Genomic DNA, 22,454 nt, shown 5'->3' on the forward strand with positions numbered 1-22,454 from the left:
TCTTCTGACAGAGATGCTCGGGTCGAGCCCGAGCATGATGGGCAAGGTGGCTACCGCGTCAGCGCTTTCATCGCGCCGTCGAGGCCGTCCAGCGTCAGCGGGAACATCCGCCCGCCCATGAGCCCGCCGATCTGCCGGATCGACTGGGTGTAGCCCCACAGGTGCTGCTGCACGGGGTTGAGCCAGACCGATTTCGCGAAGCGCTCGGTGAGGCGCCGCATCCAGACCTCGCCGGCCTCTTCGTTCCAGTGCTCGACCGAACCACCGGGCATCGCGATCTCGTAGGGGCTCATCGAAGCGTCGCCGACGAAGACGAGGCGATAGTCGGCCGGATAGGTGCGCAGCACGTCGAAGGTCGGGATCACCTGGTCGTGCCGGCGCCGATTCTCCTTCCAGACTCGCTCATACGGGCAGTTGTGGAAGTAGAAATGCTCGAAATGCTTGAACTCGGCCCGTGCCGCCGAGAACAGCTCTTCCGCAAGCTCGATATGCCAGTCCATCGAGCCGCCGACATCGAGGAAGAGTAGCACCTTGACGGCGTTGTGCCGCTCGGGCCGGAGCTTGACGTCGAGATAGCCGTGCTTGGCCGTCTCGGTGATGGTCTGGTCTAGGTCCAGCTCTTCGGCCGCGCCGGTGCGGGCGAACTTGCGCAGGCGGCGGAGCGCGATCCGCAGATTGCGCACGCCGAGCTCGCGCGTGTCGTCGAAATCCTTGAAGTCGCGCTTGTCCCAGACCTTCACCGCCCGGAAGTTGCGGTTCGTGTCCTGGCCGATGCGCACGCCTTCGGGATTATAGCCATAGGCGCCATAGGGCGAGGTACCGGCGGTGCCGATCCATTTCGAGCCGCCCTGGTGGCGGCCCTTCTGTTCGGCGAGGCGCTGCTTGAGCGTCTCGAGCAGCTTGTCCCAGCCGAGCGCCTTGATCTGGGCCTTCTCCTCGTCGGTGAGGAACTTCTCGGCGAGCTTGCGCAGCCATTCTTCGGGAATGCCGGCTTGCTCGAACGCCTCGCCCAGCGTCTCCATGCCCTTGAACACTTCGGCGAAGACGCGATCGAAGCGATCGAGGTGACGCTCGTCCTTCACCAGGCAGGTTCGAGCGAGATAGTAGAATTCGTCGACGCGGTAATCGGCGAGTTCGGCTTCCACGCCTTCGAGCAGCGCGAGATATTCACGCAAGGTCACCGGGACCTTGGCGGCGCGCAGATCGGTGAAGAGGCGAAGGAACATCGCGCTACTGTGGCCAGCAGCGCGTCGGGGTCAAGCTGCAGTGGCCTGGAGCCTGTGCCGGTCAGCATGCGATGCAAGCCGAGCGGCCAAGTGGTCCATCAAAAGTAAGAGCCGGATCCGATCAGATTGAATTCGATCTGATCGGATCCGGCTCCGGTCTACAAGGCTTAGGCGACGGCGTCGGCCAGATCCTTGGTGACCTTGAACTTCACGACCGTCTTGGCCGGAACCTTGATCGTCGCGCCGGTCGACGGGTTGCGGGCCTCGCGGGCTTCGCGCTTGGAAGCGGCGAGCTTGCCGATACCGCCGAGCGTGACGTCGCCGCCGGACTTCAGGGTCTTGGCGACAACGCCGGCGAGCGAGCCGAGGATGGCCGAGACATCGGTCTTGGTCTTGCCCGTCTCATCCGCAATCGCGGCGATCAGTTCGTTCTTGGTCATGAAAACCTCCTGAGACCAATGATGCTTAAATTGACGCCGTGCCGAGCCCCGGAGGATTCCGACACGTCGCGGCGAATCGACGCAATCGCGCACGAGCCCGCCATTTGACACGCTTGCCGACGGAACACGACGGCAGCGACCGTACATACGCACAGCAATCGGCTTCGTTCCTGTCAAAAGCCGCGAAATTGGGGCGGTTTTCACCAGCTTTGTGGAGCGATTGACAAGTTCCCCCGAATTATTTGAAGCTTGAAATAATTTAGGGGAGCGGAACACGGCATGAAGGCCATCATCATTGGCGGCGGCATTGGGGGGCTGTCACTGGCCCTGATGCTGCACGCACGCGGTATCGCCGCGACCGTTTACGAGCAGGCGAGCGAGATCCGCGAGGTCGGCGTCGGCATCAACACGCTGCCGCATGCCATCCGCGAGCTGGCCGAATTGGGCCTGCTGCCGGCGCTCGATGCGGTGGCGATCCGCACACGCGAGCTCATCTACATGAATCGCTTCGGCCAGACCGTCTGGCGCGAGCTGCGCGGCCTGCACGCCGGCGCACCGGTGCCGCAATTCTCGATCCATCGCGGCCGGCTGCAAGGCGTGATTCGCGACGCCGTGATCGAGCGGCTCGGGCCGGATGCGATTTGCACCGGGCGACGCCTGCAGGGCTTCCTGCAGGACGAGGGCGGCGTGACCGCGCATTTTGCCGATGCCAAGCTGGGTGAGGCGGGCGAGACGGCGCGGGCCGATATCCTGATCGGCGCCGACGGCATCCATTCGACAGTGCGGGCGCATTACTTCCCGAACCAGGGCGGGCCGCGCTGGAACGGCGTCCAGATGTGGCGCGGCGCCTGCGACTGGCCGGCCTTCCTCGACGGGGAGAGCATGATCATCGCCGGCGGAATGGCCGGCAAGCTGGTGCTCTATCCGATTGCGGAGGGCAAAAAGCCGGGGACACGCCTGACCAATTGGGTGGTCAATGTGCGCACGGGCGATCCCTTGAAACCGCCGCCGAAGGAGGCCTGGTCGAAGGCTGGTCGGCTCGAGGACGTGCTGCCCTTCGCCCGGCGCTTCACCGTGCCGGGGGTCGACATCCTCGCCTTGATCAAGGCGAGTGGCACGTTCTGGGAATACCCTATGTGCGACCGCGATCCGCTGCCGCGCTGGACCCACGGCCGGGTGACGCTGCTCGGCGACGCCGCCCACCCGATGTACCCGGTCGGCTCCAATGGCGCCTCGCAGGCAATCCTCGATGCACGCTGCCTCGCCGACCTCATGGTCAAGGCCGAGCATCCGCGCCATGCGCTCGCGGCCTATGAGGCGCAGCGCCTGCCGGCGACCGCCGAGATCGTTGCGATGAACCGCGCCGGCGGACCCGAGCGCGTCATCGACGCGGTCGAGGCGCTGGCGCCCAACGGCTTCGACGATGTCGAGCGCGTCCTGCCCTATGGCAAGCGCGAGCAGATCGTGAACGCCTATGCCGGCAAGGCTGGTTTCTCGGCGGCGCAGCTGGCGAAGCGCTGAGCGATCAGGGTTGGTCGGCCCGCACCAGCGGCGCAATTCGGTCGATCCGGTTGGTCCAGATGCCGGAACTCAGGCGCCTTCGGTCAGCTCGACGATGCGTGCTTTGAGCGTCGCGTTTTCCTGTTCGAGCCGGCGCAGGCGTCGCACCAGGTCGAGCGGAATCGGCGCTTCGTCCTGTTTTGCGGCAGCAGCGAAAGCGACGCCGATACGCTCGCTGTCGCGCCAGCGGGTACGCACCATCCGGCTCTCCCGCTTGAGGGGGAGATAGAGTTCGAACAGATCGGGCAAGGCGACGCTGCCCGGGAAAACCAGCAGCGCCCCGTCGTCCGACAGGTTCCTGACCGTGCAGTCCAGCGTCGACTGACGCTGGTTGAAGATGACCTTACCGCCGATCAGCGTCCGGTTGCGGACCGCGCGGCGGCGTTCGTTGGAAATGGTCGCGGTGGCCATGGCCCCAGCCCTGTTCTAGCTCAGGTTGAAACAATGCCCCTTATTGCCCGTGGTTGCATCAGTAAGCTTTGCTTAACCTTAACTGCACGCCGCCTGTTCAGGCTCCCTCGGGCGGGGGCGGCAGGAAGTCGATCTCGTAGCGCGCGGACAGGGCGACGACCTCGGCCGGGTTCTGCTCCTTCATCGAATGGATCGCCCAGAACAGATCATAGAGCCGGCCGGTGGGCGCGACCCAGAACAGGCACTTCACCGGGGCATCGCTCTTGTTGAACAGACCGTGGGGAATGTTGCGCGGCAGCTTGATCAGGTCGCCGGGCAGGGCATGCGATTCCTGGCCGTCAAGCACGAGGTCGAGACGGCCCTCGAGCATGTAGATGAACTCGTCCTGGGTCGGATGGATATGCGGCGGCACGAAGGTGCCGGGCGGGAAGGTGGCGTGCCAGGAGAAGCTGTCTTCGCTCAGCATCTTCGGCACATAGGTCTGGCCGAGGATGTTCCAGGAGATCGCGTCGATCCCCTCATTGGCCTTGGTCACGCCGGCGGTCAGAGGCTTCATCGTCGGTCTCCTTCTTAAAGGTGGAGGAAGCGGTCCTTGACCGCGCTGTCGCTGCGCAAATCGTCGCTGCTGCCGCGCCAGGCGACGCGGCCCTTCTCCAGCACGACATGCCGGTCGGCGATCTTCGCGAGTGCATCGACGTTCTTGTCGATCACCAGGATCGACTCGCCCTCGGCCTTCAGCGCCGACAGGCAGGACCAGATCTCCTGCCGGATGATCGGCGCCAGCCCCTCGGTGGCTTCATCGAGAATGACGAGCTTGGGATTGGTCATCAGGGCGCGGCCGATCGCCAGCATCTGCTGCTCGCCACCGGAGAGCTGGTTGCCACGATTCGCCTTGCGTTCCTGCAGTCGCGGCAGGAAGGCGTAGACGCGCTCCAGCGTCCAGCGCGGCGTGCCGAAGCGGCTGGCGGCGGTGGCGATCAGGTTCTCCTCGACCGAGAGCGTCGGGAAGACCTGCCGCCCTTCCGGCACCAGCCCGATCCCGGCCTGCGCCAGCCGGAACGGCGCGCTGCCGGTGAGGTCGACGCCGCCGAAGCTGACGCGGCCGGCCCGCGGCCGGATCAGCCCCATGATGGCGCGCACCGTCGTGGTCTTGCCCATGCCGTTGCGGCCGAGCAGGGTCACGACCTCGCCGGCGCCAACAGCAAGATCGACGCCGAACAGGATCTGCGCCTCACCATAGCCGGCATCGAGGTTTTCGACGGTGAGCATTCAGCCCTCCTCGCCGAGATAGGCTTCGCGCACTGCAGCGTCGGCGCGGACGGCGGCGGGATCGCCCGAGGCGATGACGCGGCCATAGACCAGCACGCTAACCGTGTCGGCAAGAGCGAACACCGCCTCCATGTCGTGCTCGACCAGCAGCATGGCGTAGCGCCCCTTCAAGCTCTTGAGCAGGGCGATCAGCCGCTCGCCTTCCTCCTTGCCGACCCCGGCGAGCGGCTCGTCGAGCAGGATCGCCGCCGGCTCCAGTGCCAACGCCATGGCGATCTCCAGCGCCCGCTTCTCGCCATGCGACAGGCTGCCGGCCGGGACATGGGCGCGCTCGCTGAGGCCGACCGCCTCCAGCGCAGCGCGGGCAGGGCGGTTGAGGCGCTCGTCGCTTGCAGCGTTGCGGAAGAAGGAGAGCGGATGCGTGGCCTTGGCCTGCACGCCGAGCGCGACATTCTCCAGTGCCGAGAGCGAGGCGATGGTCGAGGTGATCTGGAAGGTTCGCGCCAGGCCGTGGCGGGCGCGCTTCTCGGCATTGAAGGCTGTGACGTCCTGGCCGCGGAAGCGGATCGTGCCGGCATCTGGCGTCAGCATGCCGGAGATCTGGTGGACCAGCGTCGTCTTGCCGGCACCGTTCGGGCCGATCAGCGCGTGCAATTCGCCGGGCGCGACGGCGAGGCTGACACCGTCGGTGACCTTGAGGGCACCGAAGGATTTGCGCACGCCGTCGAGGATGAGAACCGGCTCAGCCATGACGCGAGCCCAGTTTGCGCAGCATCCCGACGATGCCGCCGCGGGTGAACAGCACGAAGAGGATGATCAGCGGCCCGAAGATGGCACGCCAGTGCTCGGTCAGGTGCGAGAGCGCATCCTCGGCGATCAGGTACGCGACGGCGCCGATGATGGCGCCATGCAGCGAGCCGACGCCGCCGAGCACCGCCATGAAGATCAATTCGCCCGAGCGCTGCCAGGACATGAAGGCCGGGCTGACGAACTCGGTGTGGTTGGCGAGGAAGAAGCCGGAGAGCCCGGCCAGCATGCCACTGATCACATAGGCGATGAGCCGCACGCGGGTGACGTCGAAGCCGGTGACGCTGACGCGGGTCGGGTTCTCCCGCGCTGCCCTGAGCACCCGGCCGAAGCGCGAGGCGACGAGGCCGCGGACCACAAGATAGGCGCCGCCGAGTGCGATGAGAACGGTGTAATAGAACGAGGTCCGGTTTGCGAACGGAGTGAAGCCGAGAAGCGTGCTCTTCTCGTAGAGCGTCAGCCCGTCATCGCCGCCATAGGTGGAGAGCGCCTGGGCCAGGAAATAGACCATCTGGCCGAAGGCGAGCGTGATCATGATGAAGGCGACGCCGCGCGTACGCAGGCAGACCGCGCCGGTGATCGCGCCGAAGAGCGCGCAGACGGCGAGGATCACCGGCAGGATCACCAGCGCCTCGCTTCGGCCCTCGGTGATCATGATGCCGGTGACATAGGCGCCGATGCCGAGGAAGGCGGCGTGGCCGAAGGAGACCAGACCGCCGACGCCGAGGATGAGGTCGAGCGAGAGCGCCGCGATGGCGAAGATCAGCGCCCGCGTCAGCAGGGCAAGCCAGCCGGCAGGCATGCCGATTGAGACGGCGAGCGGTACCAGCGCCAGCAGCAGGAAGAGGAGGGCCGGCAGCAGGACTTTGGCGCGCTCGCGCGGTGGCGCGACGCTGCTGACCTCGGCCATGGCCGGCGTTGCGCTCATGTCCGGCCTCGTGCGGGCAGAAGGCCTTCCGGCCGCACGAACAGCACGACCGCCATCAAGAGATAGATCAGCATCGAGGACAGGGCGGCGCCGGTCGCCCGCGCTGAGGGAGCGCTCATGAATAGCCGGAGCAGGTCGTTCATGAAGGAGCGGCCGAGCGTGTCGACGAGGCCGACGATCAGCGCCGCGACGAAGGCGCCGCGGATCGAGCCGATGCCGCCGATGACGATGACGACGAAGGCAAGGATCAGCACGGTGTCGCCCATGCCGGGCTCGACCGAGAGGATCGGCGCCGCCATCGCGCCGGCGAAGCCCGCCAGCATCGTGCCGAAGGCGAAGACGATCATGAACAGCTTGCGGATGTCGACGCCGAGCGCCGAGACCATCGGCGCGTTCGAGGCGCCTGCGCGCAGCAGCATGCCGGTGCGGGTCTTCTCGACAATGAACCAGAGCAGGGCGCCGACGCCAAGCCCTGCGCCGATCAGCGCGAAGCGGTAGGTCGGATAGAGGATGCCGTCGATCAGCGCGACATTGCCGGTGAGGAACACCGGCAGCGGCACGGAGAGGGGAGCCGCGCCCCAGACCATCTTGACGCCCTGGTTGAGCAGGAGGATCAGCCCGAAGGTCGCAAGCACCTGGTCGAGATGGTCGCGCTCATAGAGATGGCGGAAGACCAGGAATTCGAGAGCGAGGCCGAAGACCAGTGCTGCCGCCAGCGCCAGCACCAGCCCGAGCATGAAGGAGCCGGTCAGCGAGACGAAGGTCACGGCGAGATAGGCGCCGAGCATGTACTGCACGCCATGCGCCAGGTTGATGAAGTCCATCACGCCGAAGACCAGCGTCAGCCCTGCCGCCACCAGGAACAGCAGGATGCCGAACTGCAGCCCGTTCAGGATCTGGACGATGAGGAGGCCGGTGGTCATCGGTCGTTCGCGATCGCTTGCTCGGACATGCGCGGGGAATCCTCTCCGGGAGGGAGAGGGCAGGTTGAGGGGTAGGCGATTGGACCAGCGCCGCGAGGGCTGACCGCGCGGTCGGGTTCAGGCCAGCGATGTCGCTCCGAACACCTCACCCCTGCCCCTCTCGCTGATCTCGGGTTTACCCGAGATCAGCATCTTAGAGTGTCGAAGTCGGGTAGACCCGACTTCGATGCAGGAGAGGGGTTATCGAGGTTCAGCCGCCCTATTTCAGCCCGCAATCCTTCGCGTGCGGATCGGCGTAGTCCTCGAACACCTTCTGGGCGATCTCGGTTTGGAACTTGCCGTCGGCGCGCTTGGCGACCTTGACCAGGTAGAAGTCCTGGATCGGATAGCCATTGGTGTTGAACTTGAACTTGCCGCGCAGCGAGGTGAAGTCGGCTTTCTTGATCGCGGCACGCAGCTTGTCCTTGTCGCCGGTGCCGCCGGCGGCCTTGACCGCCGAGTCGATCAATTGCGCTGCGTCATAGGCCTGCTGGGCATAGGAGCCGGGCACGATCTTGTAGGCCGCCTCATAGGCCGAGACGAACTTCTTCGTCTGCGGGTTGTCCATGTTAGGCGCCCAGGTCATGCCGCCGAACATGCCGACTGCCGCGTCCTGCTGCGCCGGCAGGGTCGATTCATCGACGGTGAAGGCCGAGAGGAACGGCACCTTGATGCCGGCCTGCGACCACTGCTTGACGAAGTTGACGCCGAGGCCGCCGGGCAGGAAGGCGAAGACCACATCGGGCTTGGCCGAGGCGATCTTGGCGAGCTCTGCCGCGAAGTCGAGCGAGGTCAGCGGGACATAGACCTCGTCGAGGATCTCGCCCTTGAAGTAGCGCTTGAAGCCGGCGAGCGAGTCCTTACCGGCCTGGTAGTTCGGCGCGATGATGTAGGCCTTCTTGTAGTTCTGGTCCTGCGCGTACTTGCCCAGCACCTCGTGGACCTGGTCGTTCTGGTAGGAGGTCACGAAGAAGTTCTGGTGGCAGGCCTTGCCGGCCATGGTCGAGGGACCGGCGTTCGGGCTGATCAGGATGGCGCCGGAATCGAGCACCGGCTTGGCGATCGCGCCGAGGATGTTTGAGAACACCGGGCCGACGACGAAGTCGACCTTGCCGCCCTCGACGAAGCTGCGGACCTTGCCGACCGCGACGTCGGGCTTGAGCTCGTCGTCGATCACGGTGATCTGCACCGGCACGCCGCCGAGCTTACCGCCGTTCTGGTCGACGGCGAGCTGGAAGCCGTCGCGGACCTGCTGGCCGAGCGCCGCCGCCGGCCCGGTTAGCACGCTGACCACGCCGATCTTCAGGGGCTCCTGCGCCTGCGCGCTGGCAAGTCCGAGCGCGAGCGCGCCGGCACTGAGCGACAAAGCGAATTTCAGTGTCATGTCGGATGTCCTCCCGGGACCTGCGATAGCCGCCGCCGAAGGGATCCCCATCCCCGTTTCGCGCAGCGCCACGGCCATATTGTTTCAAGCTTAAAATATCTGCAAGGGGTTCTGATCGGTAATTTTTGTGCGTCGGCTGGGAGCGTCATTCTCGGGCGCAGCGAAGCGCAGACCCGAGAATCTCATGACGAGAGGGCGCTGGTTGGCGCCTGTGCCTGCCTGAGATGCTCGGGACAGGCCCGAGCATGACGCGTCCTTCGTTTAACCGCCTTAGGCCTGCACGCCGTCGACGTACCAGTCCATCTTCGAGAGGATCTCGTCGCTGGCGGTCTCGCCGGCCTTGAGGCGCAGCGTGCCCTTCTGGTCCTTGAGCTCGCCGGTGAAGGGGTGGATCGTGCCGGCGACGATGCCCTTCTGAAGCTCGTCCGCGGCGGCGCGCGCTGCCGGGGTCACGGCATCGTTATAGGGCGCGAGCTTGACCAGCCCGTCCTTGATGCCGCCCCAGACATCGCCCGACTTCCAGGTGCCGTCCATCGCCTCCTTGACGCGCTTGACGTAATAGCCCGACCAGTCGTCGACGATCGCCGAGAGATGCGCCTTGGGCGCGAAGGCCTTCATGTCGGAGGCCTGGCCGAACGCGTAGACGCCGCGCTGCTCGGCCGCCTGCAGGGCCGCGGCGGAATCGGTGTGCTGGGTGATGATGTCGCAACCCTGGTCGATCAGCGCCTTGGCGGCGTCGGCCTCCTTGGCTGGATCGTACCAGGTCGAGGCCCAGATCACCTTGGTCTTGAAGTTCGGGTTCACCTTCTTGGCGGCGAGATGGAAGGCGTTGATGCCCATCACCACCTCCGGGATCGGGAAGGAGGCGATGTAGCCGGCCTGACCCGATTTCGACATGTGCCCGGCGATGGTGCCGATCACCGCGCGGCCCTCGTAGAAGCGGGCATTATAGGTCGCGACGTTCTCGGCGCGCTGGTAGCCGGTCGCGTGCTCGAAAAAGACTTTGGGGAACTGCTTCGCCACCTGGATGGTCGGGTTCATGAAGCCGAAGGAGGTGGTGAAGATCAGCTTGTCGCCGGCCTGGGCGAGCTGGCGGATGGCGCGCGCCGCGTCCGGTCCCTCGGCGACGCTCTCGATGAAGCTGGTCTTGACCTTGGCGCCATAGGCGGCCTCGACCGCCTTGCGGCCCTGGTCGTGCGTCCAGGTCCAGCCATGGTCGCCGACCGGGCCGACATAGATGAAGCCGACGCCGAAGGGCGCCTGCGCCTGTGCGCCAGTGAAGGGCAATACGGAGGTTGCGGCCGCGCCGGCAAGAAGTGTGCGGCGGGTGATGATGGTCGACATGGTCGTGCTCCCCGTTATCGGTTGCGGCGCGCTCATTGCGCCGGGAAAGGCTTGCCGAGGCAGGCGGGTGCGTTGCGCCCGCCGGTCCTCCGTCCTAGCGACATCATGGTCAGAACCACAATCGTCGCAAGGTAGGGGGTCATCGCCAGCACCTCCGGCGCGACCCAACTGACGCCGGCGGCCTTGGCTTGCAGCTCGAAGGTCGCGACCGCCCCGAAGAGATAGGCGCCGGCCAGCAGCCGGCCCGGCCGCCAGGCGGCGAAGACGACGAGGGCGAGCGCGATCCAGCCGCGCCCGGCGGTCAGCCGGTCGGCCCACATCGGCGTCAGTGCCAGCGAGAAATAGGCGCCGCCTAAGCCCGCGAGCGCGCCGCCGAAGGCGGTCGCGGCGGTGCGGATCGCCAGCACGCGATAGCCGATGGCGTGGGCCGAGTCGGCGTTCTCGCCGACGGCGCGCAGGATCAGTCCTGCCCGCGTCCGGCGCAGGAACAGGCCGACAGCGAGGACGAGCGCCAGCGAGAGATAGACGATGGCGTCATGACCGAAGACGAGGCGCAGCCAGGGATGCGCGGCGTAATCGGCCGGGAAGAGCGGGCCGAGCCGCGAGATGGTCCGGCCGACGAAGCCGGCGCCGATCAGCGAGGAGGCGCCGATGCCGAAGATCGTCAGGGCGAGGCCCGTGGCGACCTGGTTGGAGCCGAGGCCGAGCGTCAGCAGCGCGAAGATCATCGCTGCCGCGACGCCGGCCAGCGTCGCGGCTATGAGCCCGAGCGCGACGCTGCCGGTCGAGTAGGCGACCGCGAAGCCGGCGACCGCGCCGCACAGCATCATGCCCTCGACGCCGAGATTGAGGACGCCGGCTTTCTCGGTGACGAGCTCGCCCAGCGCCGCGAGCAGGATCGGTGTCGCCGCGGCGGCGAGCGTCATGAAGATCGAGACGAGGATGGCGGCGGTCATGGCGCCACCTTCGCCGGCCGCGCCTTCCAGGCGAGCCGCCAGCGCACCAGCACGTCGGTCGCGAGCAGGAAGAACAGCAGCAGCGCCTGGAACATGCCGGTGGCGGCCGAGGGCAGCCGCACCGTGCTCTGGGCGATCTCGCCGCCGACATAGGTCACCGCCAGCACCAGCGCGCCGAAGACGATGCCGACAGGCGAGAGCCGGCCGAGGAAGGCGACGATGATCGCGGTGAAGCCGTAGCCGACCGGGAATTGCGGGGTGAGCTGGCCGAAGGGGCCGGCCGCCTCGAGCAGTCCGGCGAGGCCGGCAAGGCCGCCACCGGCGAGCAGCACCGCCCAGGTGACGCGGTTGGCGTCGAAGCCGCCATGACGGGCGGCGGCCGGAGAGCGCCCAACGACGCGCACGGCGTAGCCGGCGACGGTCTTGCTCAGGACGAACCAGGCGATGAGCGCGAGCAGGATGGCCAGCGGCACGCCGACATGGACGAGCGAACCTTCCGCGATCGCCGGCAGCGTCTGGTCGGCGCTGAACATCTTCGTCTGCGGGAAATTGAAGCCGTCCGGGTCCTTCCACGGCCCGCGCACGAGGTAGTACAGGAACTGCACCGCGACATAGGTCAGCATCAGGCTGGTCAGGATCTCGCTGACCTGCAGGCGAATCTTGAGCAGGGCAGGGAGCGCGGCCCAGGCCGCGCCGCCGAGAATGCCGCCGAGCACCATTGCCGGCAGGATCCACCAGCCGGTCATGTCATGGGTCAGGAGTGCGACGCCGGTGCCGGCGATCGCGCCCATCACGTATTGCCCCTCGGCGCCGATGTTCCAGACATTGGCGCGGAAGCCGATGGCGAGGCCGAGCGCGATCATGATCAGCGGCGCCGCCTTGACCCCGAGATCGGCCCAGCGCTGCGGTTCGATCAGTGGCGTGATGAAGATCGCCGTGACCGCACGCAGGCCGTCATACCCTATCGCGCCGAAGACCAGCATGCCCGTCAGCATGGTGAGCCCGATCGCCATCAGCGGGCTGAGATAGAGCATCGCTTTGCTGGGCCCGCGCCGGCGCCGCCATTCAAGCATGCGCCGGCTCCGCTTCGTGGCTCTCGCCGTGGACGCCGCCCATCAGCAGGCCGATCTCTTCCAGCTTCAGTCCGGCGACTGGCCGCGCCTGCGACAGCCGGCCTTCGTTGATCACGCAGAGCCGGTCGGAGAGTTCGAGCAACTCGTCGAGGTCCTGCGAGATCACCACGATCGCCGAGCCCTGCGCGGCGAGGTCGACCAGCGCTTGCCGGATCGCAGCGGCGGCGCCGGCATCGACGCCCCAGGTCGGCTGCGCCACCACCAGTACGTCGGGCTTCTGCCCGATCTCGCGGCCCATGATGAATTTCTGCAGGTTGCCGCCGGAGAGCGAGCCGGCAAGGGCGGCCGTGCCGGTGGTGCGCACGTCGAAGCGAGCGATGACGTCCTTCGCATAGGCCTCGACCGGTCCTTGCCGGATCAGGCCCGATGGCGCGAGCGGCAGGCGATGGCGGGCCGTCAGCACGACATTCTCGGCCAGCGTGAAGTCGGGTACGGCGGCATGGCCGTTGCGCTCTTCGGGCACGCAGGCGAGGCCGGCGGCGCGGCGTGCGCCGGCATCCGCGAGGCCGATCGGCCGGCCGTCGAGCTTGATTGCGTTTGCCTGGTTGGCAAGGCTCTCGCCAGAGAGCGCCATCAGCAATTCGGCCTGGCCGTTGCCGGCGACGCCGGCGATGCCGAGGATCTCGCCGGCCAGGGCGGAAAACGAGATGCCTTTCAGGCTGGTGCCGAAAGGCGGCTCGCCCGGCATGTCGAGCTTGTCGACGCTGAGCCGCGCAGCGCCGGCCTTGCCGTCTCCGGCCGACCGCTCGATGCTCTTCAGCTCGGCGCCGATCATCAGCTCGGCCATGCGCCGGGTCGTCTCGATACGCGGGTCGCAAGTGGCGACGACCTTGCCGCCGCGCAGGATGGTGGCGGCCTCGCAGAGCGCTTTGATCTCGTGCAATTTGTGGCTGATGTAGAGGATCGAGCAGCCTTCTGCCGCGATCTGGCGCAGCGTCTCGAACAGGCGCTCGACCTCCTGCGGGGTCAGCACCGAGGTCGGCTCGTCCATGATCAGCAGCTTGGGTCTCTGCAAAAGGCAGCGCACGATCTCGATGCGCTGGCGCTCGCCGACCGAGAGCGTGTGGACCTCGCGGTCCGGATCGAGAGGCAGTGAATAGCTGTCGAGGATCGCCCTTATCCGCGCCTTCAGCTCCTCGGCCGAGATCTTCTCATCCAACCCGAGCGCGATATTCTCCAGCACGGTCATGCCGTCGAACAGCGAGAAATGCTGGAAGACCATGCCGATGCCGAGCCTGCGCGCCGCCTTGGGCGAGGCGATCTCGACCGACTTGCCGTCGAAGCTGATCTGCCCCTCATCGGCGCGCTGCACGCCATAGATGATCTTGACCAGGGTCGACTTGCCGGCGCCGTTCTCGCCGAGCAGGGCATGGATCTCGCCGGGGCGGACGGAGAGGCTGATGTCCTGATTGGCTTTCACGCTCGGAAAGCTTTTCGAGACATGGGCGAGCGCCAGGCGCGAAGGTGCCGTCTGGTCAGGCGGCTGCGTCATGGCGGTTCCGTGCCCTCGCGCGTCCCGTGGCGGACCTCCCCGCGAGGGCCGCCTTCTCGCCAAGCAAGCAACGCACCAGCTCTGCACTCGTCAAGGCGGCGATCACCTCCGGACGCTTGTCATGCACATCCGATCCGCCGATCGGGCAGGTGAGGTGGGCTGGCGCCTTGCTGCCGGGATGGCGGCGGCGGAAGCTCGCCTCGAAGCGGGCGCGCTTCGTCGCCGAGCCGATCATACCGACGTAAGGAGCGTCGCCACGCAGCAGCGCCGCCTCGGCCAGGCGATAATCGAGCGCATGGCTATGGGTCAGGACGACGAAGGCTGCGCCGGATCGGGCGGCGGACAGAGCGGTTTCGGGATCGTCGAGCTGCAGGCAGGCAACGGCCGCCGGCACCTCGTCGAACTGGCCAGGTCGGTCGTCGATGAGCGTCACGGCGAGCGGCAGCAAAGCAAGGCTCCGCGCCAGCGCCTTGCCGGTGTGGCCGGCGCCGAAGATCAGCACCTGCGGCCGCTCGGCCGCAGCTTTCGCTTCGTCCTGCTTCAGTGCCTCGAGATGCGTTGCGGTCGCCGGCTCCATCGCCACCCGGACGCGTCCGCCGCAGCACTGTCCCATCTGTGGGCCAAGCGGAATATCGATCAGCTGCCGCGGGCCGCTGCTGTCGAGCAGGATGCGGGCGAGATCGATGCAATGGAATTCAAGCTGGCCACCGCCGATCGTGCCGGCGCTGCCATTGGCGCTGACGATCATCGTGGCGCCGACCTCGCGCGGGGTCGAGCCCTGTGCTTCCGCAATGCTGACGATGACGGCGCCGTCCGCGAGGTTGGCGGCGAGGAAATCGGCGGGGGTCATCGCGCCGCCTCCGCCAGGGCCCGAACCCGATCGACCGCGTCGAGCACCTGCTCCGGCGTCGCCGGGGCGTCGAGCTGCGGGCAGAAGTGGTGATCGCCGACGCTGGCCACAGCGTCGGAGAGCGCGTGCAGCACGCTGATCGCCAGCATCAAGGGCGGCTCGCCGACCGCCTTGGAGCGATGAATGGTGTGCTCGCGATTGGGCGCATTCTCCAGCAGCGCGACATTGAAGATGCGCGGCCGGTCGGAGGCGACCGGGATCTTGTAGGTCGAGGGCGCGTGGGTCTTGAGGCGCCCCTTCTCGTCCCAGACCAGCTCCTCGGTGGTCAGCCAACCCATGCCCTGGATGAAGCCGCCTTCGATCTGGCCCTTGTCGATCGCTGGGTTCAGCGAGTTGCCGCAGTCATGCAGGATATCGACGCGCAGGGTCTTGTATTCGCCGGTCAGCGTGTCGATCGCGACCTCGGCCGCGGCGGCCCCATAGGCGAAATAGTAGAACGGATGGCCGCGCCCGGCCTTGCGGTCCCAATGGATCTTTGGCGTGGCGTAGAAGCCTGTGGCCGAAAGCTGGACGCGGGCCATGTACGCGGCCTTGACCAACTCGACGAAGCCGATCTCGCGCGCGCCGACCCGCACGCGCCCGGGCAGGAAGGCGATCGCCTCCGGCTTTTCCTGCCAGTGAGCGGCGGCGAAGGCGGTGAGCCGCTTCTTGATCGTCTCGCAGGCGTCGAGCGCCGCCATGCCGTTGAGGTCGGAGCCGGAGGAGGCGGCGGTCGCCGAGGTGTTCGGCACCTTGCCGGTCGTCGTCGCGGTGATCTTGATCTGCTCAAGGCCGATGCCGAAGGACTGCGCCACCACCTGCGCCACCTTCTGGTAAAGCCCCTGGCCCATTTCGGTGCCGCCATGGTTCAGCGACACCGTGCCGTCGGTATAGACATGCACCAGCGCGCCAGCCTGATTGTACCAGGTCGCGGTGAAGGAGATGCCGAACTTGACCGGGGTCAGCGCGATGCCGCGCTTGATCACCGGGCTCTCCCGGTTGAAGGCGCGGATCGCCTGCTGGCGAGCGCTGTAGTCGCAGCAGCGTTCGAGCTCGTCGATCACCTCGCCGGCGATCATGTCCTCGACCGGCTGGTGGTAGGGCGTGATCTCGCGACCCTCGCCGCCATAGAGGTTGCGCTTCCTCACCTCCAGCGGGTCGAGCCCGGTGGCGTAGGCGATCTCCTCGATGAAGCGCTCGGCCCCCACCATGCCTTGCGGCCCGCCGAAGCCGCGAAAGGCGGTGTTCGAGACCGTATGCGTTCGCAAAGGCTCCGAGCGGGCCCGCACCGCCGGGTAGAAATAGCAGTTGTCCATGTGGAAGAGGGCACGGTCGGTGACCGGGCCGGAGAGATCGGCGTTCCAGCCGCAGCGCGCGGCATAGACCGCATCGACCGCGTGGATGCGGCCGTCATCGTCGAAGCCGATCTCGTAGTCGACGACGAAGTCGTGGCGCTTGCCGGTGATGACCATGTCGTCGTCGCGGTCGGGCCGGAGCTTCACCGGCCGCTTCAGCTTGCGCGCGGCGATTGCTGCGACGCAGGCGAAGAGGTTGGCCTGCGTCTCCTTGCCGCCGAAGCCGCCACCCATGCGCCGGACCTCGATCGTGACCGCATGCGCGCCGACGTCAAGGACGGCGGCGACCATATGCTGGACCTCGCTCGGGTGCTGCGTCGAGGACTGCACCAGCATGTCGCCATCCTCGCCGGGGATGGCGAGCGCGATCTGGCTTTCGAGGTAGAAATGATCCTGCCCGCCGATCGCCATCGAGCCCTTGAGCCGGCGCGGACTGGCGGCCAGTGCTGCGGCCAAGTCGCCGCGTTCGAGCTTCAGCGGTTCGGTGACGAGATCGGAACCAGCCGCGCGAGCGGCGGCGACGTCGAGCAGGGGAGGCGCCTCGTCGTAAGCCGCCTTGGCCAGCACCGCGGCGTAGCGGGCCTGTTCGCGGGTCTGCGCGATCACGGCAAAGAGCGGCTGGCCGTGATGCAGGATCGCGCTGGTCGTGAAGACCGGTTCGTCATGCTTGTGCGTCGAGGAGATGTCGTTCGCGCCGGGAATGTCGGCTGTGGTGAGGACCGCGAGGACGCCCGGTGCAGCTTCGACCGCCGACAGGTCAAGCGACAGCAGCCGGCCATGCGCGATGGTGGAGAGGCCGATATAGGCATGAACGAGCCCGGCCGGCTCGGCGATATCGTCGATATAGAGTGCTTCGCCGGCGACGTGCTTCTCGGCTGAATCATGCTTCAGCGGCGAGCCGACGATCGGCCGTGCCTCGCTAACGTCGAGCCGTTTGCGCGCGTCAGCCATGGGCGGGCTCCGCCAGCAGGCCAGCGACGCGGGTCGCGGTTTCCGGAGCGGTCGTCTCGATCAGGAAACGCCGCAGCAGATTGCCGGCGACCTTGAGGCGATAGGCGGCCGAAGCCCGCATGTCGCTCAGTGGCGTGAAATCCTGCGCCAGCGCTGCGATCGCGGCGGCAACTGCGGCCTCGTCCCAGGAGCCGCCGAACAATGCGGCTTCCGCCGCCTTGGCTCGTTTCGGAATACCGGCCATGCCGCCGTAGGCGAGCCTCGCCTCGCTGACGCGGCCGACCTCATCCAGCTTCAGATAGAAGGCGCCGCAGACGGCCGAGATGTCCTCGTCGAAGCGCTTCGAGATCTTCGAGACGTGGAGGAGCGCGTCCGCCGGCAGCTTCGGCACCAGCACGGCCTCGACGAACTCGCCCGGCTGCCGGTCCTGCTTGCGGTAGTCGAGGAAGAAGGCTTCGAGCGGCAGCTCGCGGCACTCGAAGCCTTTGCGCAGCACCAAGGTCGCGCCGAGCGCGATCAGCGCCGGCGGCAGGTCGCCGATCGGCGAGCCGTTGGCGATGTTGCCGCCTATCGTGCCGGCATTGCGGACCTGCTCGCCGCCGAAGCGACGCATCATCTCGTCGAGCTGCGGCGAGAGGCCGGCGAGCGCCTCGCGCACCGCGATCAGGTTCGCCATCGCACCGAAGCGCAGGTGATCGCCTTCGTGGGAAATCGCACGCAATTCTTCGATCCGGCCGAGATAGATCACCGGATCGAGCTGACGCATGCCCTTGGTGACCCAGAGACCGACATCGGTCGCGCCGGCGACCAAAGTCGCTTGCGGATGGGCGCTGACGAGATCCGCTAATGTCTCGACCGTGGCGGGAGCGTAGAAACGATGGCTGCCGTCTCCCACCGAGATCGTCTCGGTATCGGCCATGCTGCACAGTCGTTCCGCCGCCGCCGAGGCTGAAAGGGCGAAGCGATCGCTCCGACGATCCGCCCGCTCGTAAAGATGCCTCGCCGCCGCGATGATCGGCTCGTAGCCCGTGCAGCGGCAGAGATTGCCGGCGAGGGCATCCTCGATGCGGCCAACAGACGGGTCGGTCTCGTTCAGCCAGAGCGCGAACAGCGACATCACGAAGCCGGGCGTGCAGAAGCCGCATTGCGAGCCATGGCAGTCGACCATCGCCTGCTGGACCGGGTGCAGCGCGCCATCCGCGCTTCTGAGATGTTCGACGGTTAGGACATGGCAGCCGTCGAGCGTCGGCAGGAAGCGGATGCAGGCGTTGATCGCCTCATAGCGCAGCCGGCCGCCATCGAGCCGGCCGACCACGATCGTGCAGGCGCCGCAATCGCCCTCGGCGCAGCCTTCCTTGGTGCCGGTGCGGCGCCGGTCGAGCCGGAGCCAGTCGAGCACGGTGCGGGTCGGATCGCAGGATGCGACCTCGACCAACTCGTCACCCAACAAGAAACGCACGGTCTCACGCATGGCGGGGTGGTGCATGGCGGTCTTGCCGCTCGCAGATCGGATTCATGCCCCAAGATTAGGCACGTTCGCGGCTTGGCCGGAAGCTTTGATTTGGTGCAGATATGATCGCGATTTGAGCCGGAGCGGCGAGCCTTGAGCAAAGACGGTGCGACCTCGGCCTTGCGCGGCCGGCTTCTCTGGTTCGTCGGTGATCCGCACGACGTCGGCGAGGCCGCGCATCGCTATGTCGAGGACGGGCTGCTCGTCATCGAGAACGGCTTGATCCGTGCCGCCGGAGAGGCCAGGGAGCTGTTGCCGACGCTGCCGGCCGGCGCCGCGATCACCGATCATCGCCCGCATCTGCTCATGCCGGGCTTCATCGACGCCCATATCCACATGCCGCAGACGCAGGTGATCGCCTCCTATGGCGCGCAACTGATGGAGTGGCTGAACAAGTACACCTTCGTCGAGGAGCAGAAGCTGGCCCAACAGGGCCATGCCGAAAAACTCTCCGCCTTCCTGCTCGACGAATTGCTGGCGAGCGGCACGACGACGGCGGCGGTCTACTGCTCGGTGCACAAGCAGTCGGCCGAGGCCTTCTTCGCCGAATCACACCGGCGTAACACCCGCATGATCGCCGGCAAGGTGATGATGGACCGCAACGCGCCGGCGGCGCTGACCGACACGGCCGAGAGTGGCTATGCCGACAGCAAGGAGCTGATCGGCCGCTGGCACGGCAAGGGCCGCCAGCTCTATGCGATCACGCCGCGCTTCGCCGTGACCTCGACGCCGGAGCAGATGGCGGCCTCAACGAGGCTGGTCGCGGAACATTCCGACTGCTTCGTCCAGACCCATATCAACGAGAACCGGGCCGAGATCGCCTTCGCTAGGGAGCTCTATCCCGACGCCGCCGACTATGCCGGCATCTACGAGAATTACGGCCTGCTCGGCCGCAAGAGCCTGCTCGGCCATTGCATTCACATGACCAAGCGCGAATGGCGCGCCTTCGCCGCGCATGGCGCGGTCGCCGTCTTCTGCCCGACCTCGAACCTCTTCCTCGGCTCGGGACTGTTCGATTGGGATCGCGCCCGCCGCGAGGGCGTCAAGGTCGCGGTCGCGACCGATATCGGCGGCGGCACCTCCTATTCGATGCTGCGGACCATGGCCGAGGCCTACAAGATCCTGCAGCTGCAGGGCCAGTCGTTGTCAGCTTTCGAGGCGCTGCATGCGATCACGCTGGGCAATGCGGTCGCGCTCGGGCTCGAGCATCTGGTCGGCTCGTTCGAGCCGGGGCGGGAGGCTGACATCGTCGTGATCGATCCCGCTGCGACGCGCGTGATGGCGCATCGGCTGGAGACGGTGCGGGACCTGGCGGAGGAGCTCTTCGTGCTGGTCACGCTCGGCGACGAGCGCAACGTCGTCGCGACCTATGTGATGGGGGAGCCGAGCGCTTCGGCCTGAAGGGGGCGTCTTCCCAGCAATCGGGTGGCGTCGAGGCGCTAGGACGCCTCTGCTGGTGGCAGATGTCACTTGCGAGGATGCCGATGACCGCCCCGCAGATCGCTGCCCTGTTGGTCTTCCTGTTTCCGCTGGCTTACAGCCCCGGGCCGGGCAACTCGTTCTTCGCTGCGATCGGCGCCAGCGGTGGCCTGACGTCCGCATGGCCCGCCTTGATCGGCTATCACGCGGCGACCTTCGTGGTGACGCTGGCGATCGGTTCCGGCCTCGGCCTGACGCTTCTCACGAACCCGACGGTCGCAGGAATTCTCAAGATCGCGGGAGCTCTCTATGTCGCCTGGATCGGCCTCATGTTCCTGAAGGCGGCCCCCTCCGATGGTCGGGCGGATGGCGGGCCGCGGCGCGCCTCGCTGCTCGACGGTGCTGCGGTGCTGGTCTTCAATCCCAAGGCCTATCTGATCATCGCCCTGATGTTCACGCAGTTCCTGCCGGAGCAGGCCTCGCTCGCAGCATTGCTGACGATCACCGTCGTCTTCACCGTCAACAACCTGCTGGCCTTCGTGATCTGGACGCTGCTGGGGCTGGCGATCGGAAGGCTCGTCGCCTCGCGCACGAGCGGGCGTCTCGTCAACCTCGTCTTCGGAGGCTGTCTGATCGGCGTCGCGGCCTGGATGGCGTTATCCTGAAGCCGCGACGCTGAACGATCTGCGGGGCTCAGCCCAGCACGCCGCCTTTGCGCGCATGATCGAGATAGATCTCGCGCAGCCGGAGCGTCGCCGGACCCGGCGCGCCATTGTGGATGCTGTGGCCGTCGATCGTCGTCACCGGCATCACCAGGCTGGTGGCCGAGGTGATGAAGGCCTCCTCGGCGTCGAGCGCTTCTTCGAGCGTGAATTCGCGCTCCTCGAACGAGAAGCCGCTCTCGGCCAGGAAGGCGAGCACGGCCGTGCGGGTGATGCCGGGCAGTACCTTGTGGGAGAGCGGGCGCGAGATCAGGGTCTTGCCCTTGACGATCCAAGCGGTCGACGAGGCGCCCTCGGTGACGACGCCGTCCTCGACCATCCAGGCTTCCTGCGCGCCGTTTTCGGCAGCGAACTGCTTGGCCAGGACCGGGGCGAGCAAATTGACGCTCTTGATATCGCGGCGGGCCCAGCGCAGATCCGGCGTGCTGACGACCTTGATGCCGGTCTTCGCCAGCGGCGTATTGGCGAACTGGCGTGCCTGCGTGAACAGGACCAGGGACGACTTCACGTCCTTGGGGAAGGGAAAGTCGCGATCGGCGGCGCCGCGCGACACCTGCAGATAGATGCTGCCTTCGTCGAGCTTGTTGCGGACGATCAGTTCCTCGTGGATCGCGACGAGCTCGGCGCGGGAGCAGGGGAGGCTGAGACCGATCTCGCCTGCCGAGCGCTCCAGCCGGGCCAGATGCGCCTCGCAGTCGACCAGCTTGCCGCCGAGCACCGCCGAGACCTCGTAGATGCCGTCGCCGAAGATGAAGCCGCGGTCGAAGATCGAGATCGTCGCCTCTTCCTCGGGAAGGTAGGCGCCATTGACGTAGACGGTGCGGCTCATATGCGGGGTCTCGTGCGGAAGGACGGACCTTCCTAGCCGAGCCGGGCGTGTGAGGCGAGATATCATGCCGGCTTGCCGACCGGCGTCAGATGCAAGGCGGCGCCAAAGCATCTTCGAGCGAAGTGGATACCGGTTCGCGTGAAGAAAATGCGATAAACAAACTCTACCCGACCGTCTTCGCCTCGAAATTGCGCGTCCTGAACGCGCGAACCTTGGCGCGATTGCCGCAGACCGCCATCTCGCACCAGCGTCGCAGCCGGTTCTTGGTGGTGTCGAAGAACAGCCAGCCGCAATGATCTCCCTCGCATTGCTTGATGCGGGCGAGGTTCTGCTGGGTCAGCACGGTGAGTGCCGAAAGCGCGATCGGCCCGCGGATCGCCTCGCTGAGCGTCTGGCCGGCGTCCCAGCGCCAGACGAAGCCATCGCCGAAAGGGGACAGCTTGGCGCAAGCCAGGCAATGCGCGTGGATGGCCGCAAGCTGCGATCTGTCCTGCTCGTCCGGCTGCTGGCGGCGGGAGAGGGTGAGGCCGATCCGGTAGATCGTGTCGCGCAGGTCGAGCGCCTCGGTGAGCAGGCGCGCCGCCAGCCCGGCATCGGCTGTGATCGCGACCAATGCGACATCCCGGTCGCTGTCGCTGATTGCCTTGGCATGCCGCGCCCAGATCACGACGTCGCGCGCCTCGCGCAGATGCTCGAGCTCGTTCGGCCCGCCACGACCCGAAACGGTGTTGGCGAAGTCGAAGGCGAGCTCGCTGGCGACGAGCGGCAATGAACCGGCGCGGCTTGGGCCACCTGTACGATCAATGGTCATGTAACCAGCTATCTCCGATTTACAGGTTAAATCAAGCGGCTTAGCGTCCGGCCACG

At 66.7% G+C, this 22,454-nt stretch carries 21 protein-coding genes; 3 read left to right on the forward strand and 18 right to left on the reverse strand.

Translation table 11 applies throughout. The features are described 5' to 3' along the window. Nucleotides 1-50 precede the first annotated feature (50 nt). Nucleotides 51-1,226, reverse strand: a complete 1,176-nt coding sequence (locus ACSQ3M_RS22445) for a vWA domain-containing protein (RefSeq protein ID WP_436152297.1) — start codon at nucleotides 1,224-1,226, stop codon at nucleotides 51-53. A gap of 167 nt (nucleotides 1,227-1,393) precedes the next feature. Further along, nucleotides 1,394-1,666 (reverse strand): HU family DNA-binding protein, encoded by a 273-nt coding sequence (locus ACSQ3M_RS22450; RefSeq protein WP_057190077.1) that lies wholly within the window; start codon nucleotides 1,664-1,666, stop codon nucleotides 1,394-1,396. 279 nt (nucleotides 1,667-1,945) lie between these two features. Between ACSQ3M_RS22450 and ACSQ3M_RS22455 the strand changes: the two genes are divergently transcribed. Beyond that, on the forward strand, nucleotides 1,946-3,187 hold the full coding sequence (locus ACSQ3M_RS22455; protein ID WP_436152298.1) for a flavin-dependent oxidoreductase: 1,242 nt from the start codon (nucleotides 1,946-1,948) through the stop codon (nucleotides 3,185-3,187). Nucleotides 3,188-3,256: 69 nt separating this feature from the next. On the opposite strand, the gene ACSQ3M_RS22460 is transcribed toward ACSQ3M_RS22455, so the two are convergent. From ACSQ3M_RS22460 to xdhA, 14 genes are all read right to left on the reverse strand, one after another. Continuing rightward, nucleotides 3,257-3,637 carry a PilZ domain-containing protein gene (locus tag ACSQ3M_RS22460; protein ID WP_436152299.1) on the reverse strand — a complete coding sequence of 127 codons (381 nt, stop codon included), beginning with the start codon at nucleotides 3,635-3,637 and terminating at the stop codon, nucleotides 3,257-3,259. 97 nt (nucleotides 3,638-3,734) lie between these two features. Continuing rightward, nucleotides 3,735-4,193, reverse strand: coding sequence for a cupin domain-containing protein (locus tag ACSQ3M_RS22465; protein WP_092160664.1), 459 nt, complete (start codon nucleotides 4,191-4,193; stop codon nucleotides 3,735-3,737). Nucleotides 4,194-4,207: 14 nt separating this feature from the next. Continuing rightward, complete coding sequence (locus tag ACSQ3M_RS22470; RefSeq protein WP_129158307.1) at nucleotides 4,208-4,906, reverse strand: ABC transporter ATP-binding protein; 699 nt, start codon at nucleotides 4,904-4,906, stop codon at nucleotides 4,208-4,210. Next, entirely contained in the window at nucleotides 4,907-5,656 is a 750-nt protein-coding gene (locus tag ACSQ3M_RS22475; RefSeq protein ID WP_436152300.1) for an ABC transporter ATP-binding protein, read from the reverse strand. It lies immediately after the preceding gene. Next, nucleotides 5,649-6,641: a branched-chain amino acid ABC transporter permease gene (locus ACSQ3M_RS22480; protein WP_436152301.1), complete on the reverse strand. Its 993-nt coding sequence runs from the start codon at nucleotides 6,639-6,641 to the stop codon at nucleotides 5,649-5,651. The genes ACSQ3M_RS22475 and ACSQ3M_RS22480 overlap by 8 nt, the downstream gene beginning before the upstream one ends. Next, nucleotides 6,638-7,564 (reverse strand): branched-chain amino acid ABC transporter permease, encoded by a 927-nt coding sequence (locus ACSQ3M_RS22485; protein ID WP_436152302.1) that lies wholly within the window; start codon nucleotides 7,562-7,564, stop codon nucleotides 6,638-6,640. Before ACSQ3M_RS22485 ends, ACSQ3M_RS22480 begins: the two co-directional genes overlap by 4 nt. A 259-nt stretch (nucleotides 7,565-7,823) precedes the next feature. Then, on the reverse strand, nucleotides 7,824-8,987 hold the full coding sequence (locus ACSQ3M_RS22490) for an ABC transporter substrate-binding protein (RefSeq protein ID WP_436152303.1): 1,164 nt from the start codon (nucleotides 8,985-8,987) through the stop codon (nucleotides 7,824-7,826). A gap of 270 nt (nucleotides 8,988-9,257) precedes the next feature. Next, nucleotides 9,258-10,331 carry a BMP family ABC transporter substrate-binding protein gene (locus ACSQ3M_RS22495; RefSeq protein ID WP_436152304.1) on the reverse strand — a complete coding sequence of 358 codons (1,074 nt, stop codon included), beginning with the start codon at nucleotides 10,329-10,331 and terminating at the stop codon, nucleotides 9,258-9,260. A gap of 32 nt (nucleotides 10,332-10,363) precedes the next feature. Further along, nucleotides 10,364-11,287, reverse strand: a complete 924-nt coding sequence (locus ACSQ3M_RS22500) for an ABC transporter permease (protein ID WP_436152305.1) — start codon at nucleotides 11,285-11,287, stop codon at nucleotides 10,364-10,366. After that, complete coding sequence (locus ACSQ3M_RS22505; RefSeq protein ID WP_436152306.1) at nucleotides 11,284-12,360, reverse strand: ABC transporter permease; 1,077 nt, start codon at nucleotides 12,358-12,360, stop codon at nucleotides 11,284-11,286. Before ACSQ3M_RS22505 ends, ACSQ3M_RS22500 begins: the two co-directional genes overlap by 4 nt. Next, nucleotides 12,353-13,912, reverse strand: coding sequence for an ABC transporter ATP-binding protein (locus ACSQ3M_RS22510; protein WP_436152307.1), 1,560 nt, complete (start codon nucleotides 13,910-13,912; stop codon nucleotides 12,353-12,355). The genes ACSQ3M_RS22505 and ACSQ3M_RS22510 overlap by 8 nt, the downstream gene beginning before the upstream one ends. Then, nucleotides 13,896-14,762 (reverse strand): xanthine dehydrogenase accessory protein XdhC, encoded by an 867-nt coding sequence (xdhC, locus tag ACSQ3M_RS22515; protein WP_436152308.1) that lies wholly within the window; start codon nucleotides 14,760-14,762, stop codon nucleotides 13,896-13,898. Before xdhC ends, ACSQ3M_RS22510 begins: the two co-directional genes overlap by 17 nt. Further along, the gene (xdhB, locus tag ACSQ3M_RS22520; RefSeq protein WP_436152309.1) at nucleotides 14,759-17,107 is read right to left on the reverse strand and encodes a xanthine dehydrogenase molybdopterin binding subunit; all 2,349 of its coding nucleotides are present in this window, start codon (nucleotides 17,105-17,107) and stop codon (nucleotides 14,759-14,761) included. The genes xdhC and xdhB overlap by 4 nt, the downstream gene beginning before the upstream one ends. After that, the gene (gene xdhA / locus ACSQ3M_RS22525; RefSeq protein ID WP_436152310.1) at nucleotides 17,100-18,593 is read right to left on the reverse strand and encodes a xanthine dehydrogenase small subunit; all 1,494 of its coding nucleotides are present in this window, start codon (nucleotides 18,591-18,593) and stop codon (nucleotides 17,100-17,102) included. The genes xdhB and xdhA overlap by 8 nt, the downstream gene beginning before the upstream one ends. 117 nt (nucleotides 18,594-18,710) lie before the next feature. Here xdhA and guaD point away from each other — a divergent pair, with 117 nt between their 5' ends. Continuing rightward, complete coding sequence (gene guaD, locus ACSQ3M_RS22530; protein WP_436152311.1) at nucleotides 18,711-20,018, forward strand: guanine deaminase; 1,308 nt, start codon at nucleotides 18,711-18,713, stop codon at nucleotides 20,016-20,018. Between the two features lie 83 nt (nucleotides 20,019-20,101). Then, complete coding sequence (locus ACSQ3M_RS22535; protein WP_436152312.1) at nucleotides 20,102-20,701, forward strand: LysE family translocator; 600 nt, start codon at nucleotides 20,102-20,104, stop codon at nucleotides 20,699-20,701. A 28-nt stretch (nucleotides 20,702-20,729) separates the two neighbouring features. Here ACSQ3M_RS22535 and ACSQ3M_RS22540 read toward each other — a convergent pair whose 3' ends face one another. Then, nucleotides 20,730-21,587, reverse strand: a complete 858-nt coding sequence (locus ACSQ3M_RS22540) for a D-amino-acid transaminase (protein WP_436152313.1) — start codon at nucleotides 21,585-21,587, stop codon at nucleotides 20,730-20,732. Between the two features lie 163 nt (nucleotides 21,588-21,750). Continuing rightward, nucleotides 21,751-22,398, reverse strand: coding sequence for a CGNR zinc finger domain-containing protein (locus tag ACSQ3M_RS22545; RefSeq protein WP_436152314.1), 648 nt, complete (start codon nucleotides 22,396-22,398; stop codon nucleotides 21,751-21,753). Between the last annotated feature and the right edge of the window lie 56 nt (nucleotides 22,399-22,454).

Source organism: Allobosea sp. LjRoot90 (assembly GCF_964254315.1).
Classification (GTDB): domain Bacteria; phylum Pseudomonadota; class Alphaproteobacteria; order Rhizobiales; family Beijerinckiaceae; genus Allobosea.